Source organism: Salinivibrio sp. IB872 (assembly GCF_001995345.1).
Taxonomy (GTDB): domain Bacteria; phylum Pseudomonadota; class Gammaproteobacteria; order Enterobacterales; family Vibrionaceae; genus Salinivibrio; species Salinivibrio proteolyticus.
On record NZ_MUFO01000070.1, the window covers coordinates 1 to 8,211 of the forward strand.

Annotated in this window: 9 protein-coding genes; 4 read left to right on the forward strand and 5 right to left on the reverse strand. The window is 48.4% G+C overall.

The window, feature by feature from the left end:
- Nucleotides 1-55: 55 nt before the first annotated feature.
- The 3 genes from BZJ18_RS16305 to BZJ18_RS16315 all read right to left on the reverse strand — a co-directional run bounded on the left by BZJ18_RS16305 (nucleotide 56) and on the right by BZJ18_RS16315 (nucleotide 2,115).
- Nucleotides 56-835 carry a DUF4225 domain-containing protein gene (locus BZJ18_RS16305; RefSeq protein ID WP_077458324.1) on the reverse strand — a complete coding sequence of 260 codons (780 nt, stop codon included), beginning with the start codon at nucleotides 833-835 and terminating at the stop codon, nucleotides 56-58.
- The gene (gene tssD / locus BZJ18_RS16310) at nucleotides 826-1,302 is read right to left on the reverse strand and encodes a type VI secretion system tube protein TssD (RefSeq protein WP_077458326.1); all 477 of its coding nucleotides are present in this window, start codon (nucleotides 1,300-1,302) and stop codon (nucleotides 826-828) included. The genes BZJ18_RS16305 and tssD overlap by 10 nt, the downstream gene beginning before the upstream one ends.
- Nucleotides 1,303-1,584: 282 nt before the next feature.
- Complete coding sequence (locus BZJ18_RS16315) at nucleotides 1,585-2,115, reverse strand: copper resistance protein NlpE (protein WP_077458328.1); 531 nt, start codon at nucleotides 2,113-2,115, stop codon at nucleotides 1,585-1,587.
- Nucleotides 2,116-2,361: 246 nt separating this feature from the next.
- Between BZJ18_RS16315 and BZJ18_RS16320 the strand changes: the two genes are divergently transcribed.
- Both BZJ18_RS16320 and BZJ18_RS16325 read left to right on the forward strand, forming a co-directional pair.
- The gene (locus BZJ18_RS16320; protein WP_077458330.1) at nucleotides 2,362-3,048 is read left to right on the forward strand and encodes a type 1 glutamine amidotransferase domain-containing protein; all 687 of its coding nucleotides are present in this window, start codon (nucleotides 2,362-2,364) and stop codon (nucleotides 3,046-3,048) included.
- A 112-nt stretch (nucleotides 3,049-3,160) separates the two neighbouring features.
- Entirely contained in the window at nucleotides 3,161-3,640 is a 480-nt protein-coding gene (locus tag BZJ18_RS16325; RefSeq protein WP_077458332.1) for a YaiI/YqxD family protein, read from the forward strand.
- A 42-nt stretch (nucleotides 3,641-3,682) separates the two neighbouring features.
- On the opposite strand, the gene BZJ18_RS16330 is transcribed toward BZJ18_RS16325, so the two are convergent.
- A complete protein-coding gene (locus BZJ18_RS16330; RefSeq protein WP_077458334.1) occupies nucleotides 3,683-4,585 on the reverse strand; it encodes a LysR family transcriptional regulator in 903 nt (300 codons plus the stop codon).
- A gap of 168 nt (nucleotides 4,586-4,753) precedes the next feature.
- On the opposite strand from BZJ18_RS16330, the gene BZJ18_RS16335 reads away from it, so the two are divergent.
- Both BZJ18_RS16335 and BZJ18_RS16340 read left to right on the forward strand, forming a co-directional pair.
- Nucleotides 4,754-5,623 carry an MBL fold metallo-hydrolase gene (locus BZJ18_RS16335; RefSeq protein ID WP_077458336.1) on the forward strand — a complete coding sequence of 290 codons (870 nt, stop codon included), beginning with the start codon at nucleotides 4,754-4,756 and terminating at the stop codon, nucleotides 5,621-5,623.
- Nucleotides 5,617-6,243 (forward strand): DsbA family protein, encoded by a 627-nt coding sequence (locus BZJ18_RS16340; RefSeq protein WP_077458338.1) that lies wholly within the window; start codon nucleotides 5,617-5,619, stop codon nucleotides 6,241-6,243. Before BZJ18_RS16335 ends, BZJ18_RS16340 begins: the two co-directional genes overlap by 7 nt.
- Before the next feature lie 60 nt (nucleotides 6,244-6,303).
- On the opposite strand, the gene BZJ18_RS16345 is transcribed toward BZJ18_RS16340, so the two are convergent.
- Nucleotides 6,304-8,148 (reverse strand): ricin-type beta-trefoil lectin domain protein, encoded by a 1,845-nt coding sequence (locus BZJ18_RS16345; protein ID WP_077458340.1) that lies wholly within the window; start codon nucleotides 8,146-8,148, stop codon nucleotides 6,304-6,306.
- Nucleotides 8,149-8,211: the final 63 nt, after the last annotated feature.

The window sequence follows — 8,211 nt, forward strand, 5'->3', positions numbered from 1 at the left end:
CCATACTCTTAAGCTATAACCTAGCGATGCACTTATGGCAATGAAAAATATGATTTCAATCAACTGTTTTGACCTCTTTGCTTATAGAGTGGATAGAGCTGGCATCTGATAGAGTTTCTATAAACAAAGAACCTTTTGAGGCTGCTTGATAGCCTCTCAGGTAATCCTCAGCGCTATATCGAAATAGCTTAAATCGTTTAGCATTTCTGCTCTTAGTCCAAGTCTGAGATGTGCCCTTTGATAGTATTTGATAAGCCTTGTCGGCATCTTTTACTGTGGTTGTTTTTGCTACCATTCCGTAGCCCGACAAGGCCAAATCGACACCGTAGTAGGCCATGTTTCCATAGCTTTTAGGATATCCTGCAAATTCGGCGGCACCTTGATAAGCTTCGCGAACCAAGCCAGTCGCATCTTCGTCGCCATCGACAAAGTATTTACCGTTTTCATACATGTTGTTAAACCCATGAGTCACCAATAATGCGCCGATTGAGCATAATGATGCGGCAGAGTAAATGCATATTGCTCCACCTGCGGCAACTTGCATGGCACCAGCAATAGTACCGATTCCTTTTGACGCAATTAATGAAGACTGCTCCATTAAGCTGGACTGCTCTCTTTTCATTTCGGTAAGAGCTTGCTCTTTGGTTTTCTTGCCCCGCTCAACGTCATTAACCAAGCACTGTTCAAACCGATCGATCTCTCTGACGAATTGATTCTTCAAAACCCCACTTCGAATGTGACGATTAGCAAGGCTTGTAGCTTGCATTGTCAGGCCTTTTCCAGCTTTTCTTACAACGGCAGTGTCGTAAGGTGAGGGCTTAGATCTTACTCCCATCGTTCGTAGCCTTGGGTACCAGTAATATTATGCTTCCATACGATATCTTTGTACCGAAGAGCAATATCCTCGGACATGTCCTCATCGCCGGACATAAGGACATGAGGCTGGTTAAACGACAGGTGTGCGATGACAGCATCAACTAATTCAATGGTATAGTAATTTTCGTTGTGGCCTTTATCATTGGTTCTGTAAAACTTTATCTCACACTGAATCTTCTCTTGTTTTGAAAAAGCAAGGCCAAGAAGAGGGGAAGCCTTGTCGATCGGCTTTGTGATGGTTAAAGCGCTGAGAGTCTTTCTGACTTGGTCCGCTTCTTTTTCTAGCGAGTAGTTGCAAGCTAAAACGGTTGCTTCGTCCATGTGTGAAATCTGCGCTTTTCGCCCAATAGAGTCATCGGTATTGCAACCTTGAGAGATACAGCCTTGTGTTTCTCCAATCATCTTTATGTATGCGGTATGGGCCACGTTTTACTCCTAGCTTGGCTATTTATCAGCCGAATATATCAACTTTGATTGGCCAGAAATAAAGGCAAAGGGTTTTCTGGAATCAACCTCTCATCTGAATGGGAGATGTAAAGGTATCGTAAAGTCATGTATTAAGTTAGATCATGTCGAACTTTCTGATTTTGGTGGGTATTTCGGCGACAATATTTACTTAACAAATGGAGAAGAGATAAAGCCTGTTAAAGGTTATGATGAAAAGGGCCTGTAACCTGCCAAAACAGCCGATCACAGGCCTTCGATCGATTACTGCTTTTTCAGGTGATACATCTCAGCAAGATCACCTTCGATGGTTTCGCCATTCATGTCTTGCATGATCACCTGGTTTTCCGCCACAAAGAAGTGGTTAGGGCTGTCAGTCAGGCCTTCAAGGATCACGACACTGCCTGTTTCATCCCACTTGAAGGTGCCCGATTCTTTAAAAGCTTCTCCCTGTTTACCCAAGTAAGTTTTGCTAAGAATGTAGGTATTGTCTTGGTTAAGCGTCAGTGTGGTATCAATACCTTCACAATCTGCACAGGGGACGACACCTTGATACGTGCCATTCCAATCCAGTGATAGTTTTGCATTGTGGTGATCAACCATCTCGTTGACAGCATCGCCTGCTGCATCAACCGCATTCTCGGCGCTATCCATCGCTTGTTCTGCGCCAGCTTGTACATTTTCTACTGCGCTTTCAACTTGCGTCTCAGTTGCTGGTTTGTCATTGGCTTGTTGCTCACAGCCCACTAAAACAGCGACAAGAGCGAGTGGTGCTAGTACAAATGCCTTTTTCATGATGACCTCTTTTGCATGTTAGATGCATGATTACTTTAAACGTGATGAGGGCGTTGCCCTTAATGGATGTACTCATTGTAGCGGCAGACAGGAGGGGGGTGTCATTGTTAAGCTAGGCTTAAGTCAATGTTATTCGATGAAAGTAAAGAAATCGTCAACTGATCAAAACTGGGATTTACTTCGTTAGTAACAAGGTTGCCGAATAGCAAAGCAGTCAATGAACGCGTCAAACAACAAGGAGCGATGATGCAACAACACAAAATTTTGATGGTGCTGACATCTCACGATGCCATGGGCGAGACGGGACACAAGACAGGCTTTTGGCTTGAAGAGTTCACCACCCCTTATTACGCGTTTAAAGATGCAGGGGCAACCGTTGTGGTTGCGAGCCCTAAAGGGGGAACGGCACCGATTGACCCAAACAGCGAAGCGGAAGATGCGCAATCAGACTCCACTCGACGCTTTGATGGCGATGCTGAGCTGCAAGATATGATTAATAACACCGTTAAGCTGAGCGATGTGAATGCGTACGAGTACGACGCGATTTTCTATCCCGGTGGTCATGGCCCATTGTGGGACTTAGCGGAAGATTCGACCTCCCGTCAGCTGATTGAGACTTTCTACTATCAGGGCAAACCCGTTGGTGCGGTATGCCATGGCCCAGCAGTGTTCCGCCATACACGTTCAGATCGTGACGAGCCACTGGTGAAAGGCAAACGGGTTACTGGTTTTACCAATAGCGAAGAAGCTGCCGTTGGCTTAACCGAGGTAGTCCCCTTTTTGGTCGAAGATATGCTCAAAGAAAACGGCGGTCTTTATGAAAAAGCGGATGACTTTACCTCGTATGTGGTTACTGATGGCAACTTGGTCACCGGGCAGAACCCAGTCTCGTCTGAAGCGTGTGTTAACGCGGTATTGGCGTTGTTAAAGTAAGTTATCTCATACTTTCCTGATGAAAGCGCCGAATTGTCGGCGCTTTTTTTTGGCTTTTATAAAGATGATGCGGTTTAATGCAGGCATTGACGCAAAAGCTAAGAGAACCAGCATGCAAATATGGGTAGATGCGGACGCTTGTCCGGTCGCGATGCGCGAGATGATTGTGCGCGCGGCGCACCGAACACAGATTCAAGCCACCTTTGTAGCCAACCAATTTATTCGTTTGCCGCCGTCGCCCTATGCCAGCGCACGTCAGGTAGAAAAGGGCTTTGATGTGGCGGACAACCAAATTGTTGCCGAGGCAGAGGCGGGCGATTTGGTGATCACCCAAGACATTCCGCTGGCGGATGAAGTGATAGAAAAGGGCGTGACGGTGATTAACACCCGCGGCGAATTGCTGACCAAAGAAAACATCCGTGCTCGACTTAATATCCGTGATTTTATGGAAACCATGCGCAGTAGCGGTGTGCACACCGGCGGGCCTGCTCCGCTTGGTCCGCAGCAAAAACAAGCCTTTGCCAACCAGCTTGATAAATGGCTGGTTAAAGCTCAGCGTTATCATGCCGCGCAAGCAAAATCGTCTGATTAAGCCGGCCCGCTTTTTCTCTCATCACTCAATTTTTTCTGCTGGCTAAATAGCAACCGGYGCCCACTCGCTATCTGCGAAGTGGGCAATCAGCGCATCTAGCAATGCACGCACCGCCGGTGGTTGATTGCGACGTGACGGGTACAAGGCGTAGATATCCATCGCTTTGGGTTGCCAATCGGGGAGCACCACTTCCAGCTGACCTCGCGCAATGGCACTATGCGCCAAATACACTGGCTGCATGCTCACGCCCATGCCCTGAATGGCGGCACTGAGTAAGGTGGTCGCCTCGTTAGCAGACAGCTTACCTTGCACCTCAACTGCGGCGTGTTCCTCACCTTTGTCTAAATGCCAAATTGGCCGATCAAATTGTTTGTAACTGAGACAGCTATGCGCGGAGAGATCCTCCGGTGAGTGGATTGGTGTATGGGCGGCTAAATAATCCGGTGCCGCAACCAATACGGAATCACACGCGGCGATCGGACGACCAATTAGGGAAGGGTCGGGGTTGGACGCAATGCGGATGGCAATATCAACCCGTTCCGCAATCAAATCGACCGCTTTATCCTGCACCTCAATATCCACATCGACCCCGGGATGAGCGGCCATAAATGGCTTTACCGCGGGGATCAGTTGCGCAAAGCCGAACGACATACTGGTCGCCACCCGTACTTTGCCGGTCAAGCCCGTCTCTTGCTGCCATTGCTGTGTCAGGGCATTGGCTTGCTCAACCCATTGTTCCAGTTGTGGCAAGCTTTGCTCGCCGGCGGAGGTTAACGATACTTTGCGCGTGGTGCGCTGCAATAAGCGTACGCCTAACCAGTCTTCCAGCGCTTCCACATGGCGAGTCACCATGGGGCGCGACATCTCGAGACGCTCGGCAGTGGCGGTAAAACTTTGTGTAAGGGCGACATCAATCAATACGCGGGCGGCAGTCAGTGTGTCCATGTCAATCTCATCTATGCTTAAGAGCTAGCCGTTCGTAACACGGTACGATCAGTCTATGTGCTCGAATTATGAAATAATGATGTAAATTATTAGCTATATATCTGAACAAGTCGAGCCCGTAAACTGCACAGCATCTCAACACCGAATACAAAACAACGGAGCACGACGATGAAATTGATAAAAACCCTAGCCGCCTCTTTATTACTGACCGGCAGCGCGATGGCAGCAAATAATGCTGAACCCTTGAACCTAGACGTGTATAACGCGGATGGTAACAGCTTCCACGTAAACTCAACCTTGGTGTATGGCGAAACCGAAGCCATGGTGGTTGATACGGGCTTTACTAAAGCAGACGCGCTGCGTATTGCCGCTAAAGTGCTGGACTCTGGTAAAGCGCTGACCACCATCTTTATTACCCAAGCCGACCCAGATTACTACTTTGGTGCGGAAGTGCTGCACGGCATGTTCCCTGATGCCAAGGTGATCACCACACCGGCAGTACGTGCCACGATTGCAGAAAAATTGGACGGAAAAATGGCATTTTGGGCCCCAAAAATGGGTGACAATGCCCCGCAAAACCCTGTGGTGCCAGCTGCTTATACCCGTTCATCACTGACACTGGATGGCCGTAAAATTGAAATTCGCGGCGCGAAAGGCGAGTTAGCGCACCGTCCGTATCTTTGGATCCCAGCCAACAAAGCGATCCTCGGTAACGTCGCTGTGTATGGCAATGTTCACCTTTGGATGGCAGACGCACAATCTGACCAAGCACGTGAAGGTTGGGCCGCACAACTAGAAGAAATGGCAGCACTGAAGCCTAAAGTCGTGATCCCAGGCCATATGAAAGCAGGCACGGCACTAAACGCTGATACCATTACCTTTGCCCAGCAGTATTTGCAAGACTTTGCCGAGGCGAAAGCCAACAGCAAAGACAGTGCTGAACTGATTAAAACCATGCAAGCGAAATATCCAAAAGCGGGTTTGCCGATGGCTTTGGAAATTGGTGCCAAAGTACATATGGGAGAGATGGAATGGTAAACGTCCACTACATTTTTGACCCAATGTGTGGCTGGTGCTTCGGCGCCGCCACCTTGATTGAAAGCCTGAGCAACAACCCTGAGATTAACTTGCAGCTTCATCCGGGTGGTATGCGTGAGCGTGCGCCGATTGAAGACAGCTTTCGTCAACACATTTTGGCGGCAGATAAAACCATTGCCGATCAAACCGGACAGACATTTGGTCAAGCCTATCTTGACCGCGTAGCAAGCGATCAGCCGGTAATTTTGGACTCTTTTATGACCGCGCAAGCTATTCTCGCTGCTCAGCAGCTTGATGGTAAGGGTGCAGAGATGCTGAAACGTATCCAGCGGGGCCATTATCAGCAAGGTCGCTCCGTCTATGACGCTGACACGCTCGCAGAACTTGCCAGCGAGATGGGGACAGAGGCAGAGGCTTGGCAACAGGCGATGAATCGCGCCGAAAATGACGTGATGCCCGCGGTGAATCAAACCCGTCAATTGATGGCAGCGCATGGCTTACGAGGGTTTCCATCCATGCTGGTGGAGCAAAACGGTCAATGGCAAGTCATTACAGTGAGCCAATACTATCGTCGCCCAGACGCATGGCAGGCGATGTGGCAAACACTGACTGAGGCATAAAGCAAACAAAACGGCGAGCATGAAGCTCGCCGTTTGTGACTTAAGGGAGAGAGTTAGAGGCTAGCGCCATTCCCACTGACTGCCCTTGATGTCAGCGCCCACTCGCCAACTATTTGCATTCCATTTCAACGCATTATCTAACGCATTTTTTATTTGTCCACCCTCAAATCGCCATGTTTGGCTCGGGGTGTCAGCGCACGATTCCATGCTGACTTGTACACCTTGCTGATCCAAGCATAAATCAGGTGCCACTTTACTAATGAGTTTTCCTTCAGGCGTTAATTGCCACTGCTGGTTACTACCATCATGACATTGCCAGCCAAATACGTTTGCGCCGGGATGGTTGCTGCTCGACTCAACGTCGAGGCAATGGTTGTCTTGGGTCACCAGCTGTTGCCACGATATAGCGGGCGTTTGTGCGCCTGCCGATGCATCGAAGAGCGTTGAAACGACAGCAGTCATTGGCTGTGAGTAACGTGATGCGTGGGGTGCCTGACGCTGCCAGCTCGTGGGGACGGGCTGGTCAATACGCCATGAACCTTGTCCATCATAGTAAGATTTAGCAATGGCATTGGGAGTCGGTGTCCACAAGAAATCAGGATGACGGTTCTGGTACCACTCGCCGCCAATGATATCGCCCTGTTTATCCAACTCTAAGTCGTAGTAGTAAGTGACTCGAGAGACGCCATCGAATGTTGGAACATCTTTCTCACGATGAGTAGGGTTGGTTTCAACCATATAGTCGACCACCATTTTCACACCGACTATCGACTGCGTACTTCTCGAACGGTATTTCGCGAACTTATCTTTACTATATTGGGTTAATGGGATCTTAACCTTGTTGGGATCATCCGAAGAGCGGTGAGTTTGTGGGTTAAAATAGGTAAGTTTGTACCCGAGAATCGGCTGGTTCCAAACTTGATAGTCATAGGTCGCGTCCATGATCATGCTGCGCCCCGTGATGCCAATTTGATTTAACACCGCTAAGTGCCAACTGCCTGGGTTGTTGTCGACACAATCAGGCTCAATAATTCGGCCATTTTCATCTTTTTGTGGATTTTTGATATTACAGCGACCACCAATAAACTTGGTGTCAAAAGGCGCTTCCGCCCACAGTAAGGTTCCTAATGACTTAATGTCTGAGGGATAGAACTTTAACATCTCGCCATTCGCGTCCGGCACAGAAACAGATTGTTTGGGGCGAGGCAGCATGTACGCGGCTGCAGCCCAGCCATGACACAGTCCCATCCACTTTTCTACATGCCCTTGTGACTCGAAATAACCTTTTCCAGAATCCCACGACTTTTTGGTTAATGTGTAGTTCGCGTCGCCCACTAATAAATCATATTTTTCTGCGGGGGAAAGCAAATCACGTTGATGAGCAGGATAAGTATTAACAGGCTTTATAGTATGAGAGAAGTCATAATAACTTTGCCAATTAGAGGCGGAAAGCTCACGGTCTGCATAACGCCATGCTGCGGCACCTGAATATAACGGCCAATAGGTATCTGACCATGGCTGTGTCGTCAGTTTTTTGCTATTCGGTGCTTGCTGGCTTAATAGTGATAAATTACGGATTAAATTACTTCCTGCATCAACCAAGCGAGCGGGGTTATCATTATGCAGGCGTATGTTTGATAAGGGCTCGACAATACGGTCATGAAGATCTAATGGTGGCGGTGTGCCAGCTGCGCGCGCCATAATGTCATCACGTATTCTTGCCCGAAAGCGCTCTACAACATTAGCTTCAGGGGTTTGATAGTTGTCGCCCCCTTTCGGAGGAAGTGCATTCATGACCTTTTGGGGGTCTTGATGGAATTCCGTCATAAAGGTATTTATTTGTTGATCATCCGCGGAAGCGGATAATGGTATAGCGATAGCCAACAATGTGATCATTCTTTTCATTATAATTACTCTACGTTGTTTGTTTTTATGTTTTGTTTGCCGAGTGGAATAGTTCTTTAACGG